This window comes from Klebsiella sp. AqSCr (genome assembly GCF_008452795.1).
GTDB classification, from domain to species: domain Bacteria; phylum Pseudomonadota; class Gammaproteobacteria; order Enterobacterales; family Enterobacteriaceae; genus Klebsiella; species Klebsiella pneumoniae.
In genome coordinates this window covers 1-890 of record NZ_MJDM01000050.1, presented here as the reverse complement: position 1 = coordinate 890, position 890 = coordinate 1, and the positions used below count along the sequence as shown (strand labels likewise).

The 890-nt window shown below is 54.3% G+C and carries 1 protein-coding gene and 1 pseudogene; both read right to left on the bottom strand.

Translation table 11 applies throughout. The annotated features are described in order from the left end of the window. A pseudogene (locus BHE81_RS27890) lies at positions 1-104 on the bottom strand (conjugal transfer protein TraQ); the annotation flags it as partial. A gap of 10 nt (positions 105-114) precedes the next feature. Then, a complete protein-coding gene (gene traF, locus BHE81_RS27885; protein ID WP_004152677.1) occupies positions 115-867 on the bottom strand; it encodes a type-F conjugative transfer system pilin assembly protein TraF in 753 nt (250 codons plus the stop codon). Between the last annotated feature and the right edge of the window lie 23 nt (positions 868-890).

The window sequence follows — 890 nt, the reverse complement described above, 5'->3', positions numbered from 1 at the left end:
TCAGGCTGTTTTCTGACAAGCCGGGCTATCAGGTGGAAAAACACGCCCACGGCCAGCACCCACATCCCGGTGATATCTAAATCCGGAAAACGAATATTTCGCATAACACACTCCTTAGAAATTCGGTTTAAAGTCACTGGAGACATAGAGGAACTGTTTCGCCAGGTCGTCCTGACTGATAAAGCCGTAACTGAGAGGCTTCACCTGGCCACTTTTCGGGTTAACCAGCATCATCGCGGGGAAGAACTTCACGCCAAGCTGCTCTGCCTGGCCCTGGTCCGTCCGGCTGTCGGGCAGCATGGGGTTAATCACTCCGTCAACCGACACCGGTATCACGCTCAGGCCATAGGTTTCGCGAAAATTTTTAATCACCTGGACCAGCTGGCCATCGATCGCTTCCCGGCCCCGGTAGAAGAACATCACGCCGTAGTGCTGTGCGAGGGTGGAGATAGCCTGTCGCTGTTCGGCATAGTCGGCAGCGAGCTGGTTTTTTACCGTGCCGTTGTAGTGGCTGTACTGCAGGTTGTAATCGAGTTCGGGGTTTTCCAGCATGGCTTTCTTCGCACTCATCGAGAACAAACCTGCCTGCTGCGTCCAGTAGTTCTGCAGCCGGAAATACTTCACGAAGTTTTCAGACGATGGATACAGAATGGCTTCGTACAACGACCGTTTGGTGGCCGCCTGGAGTGTGGCGAGTTTCTCCAGAATATCCATTTGCGGCGGTGGTGCCGCTGGTACGGCTTTCCTGTCCTCATCACGGGGCTTCAGTTTCTCGTTGTACCACTGCCAGCCCGCGTCTTTGGCGAAAGCCGGCATCAGGGCGCAGCAAAGGCACCCCGCCAGCATGGCGGCATGTATTGTTCGCATGGCAAATACCCTTTTATGAATTA

Excerpts from the sequence above, each read along its gene's own strand:
- traF (WP_004152677.1), bottom strand. The coding sequence starts at position 867 with ATGCGAACAATACATGCCGCCATGCTGGCGGGGTGCCTTTGCTGCGCC.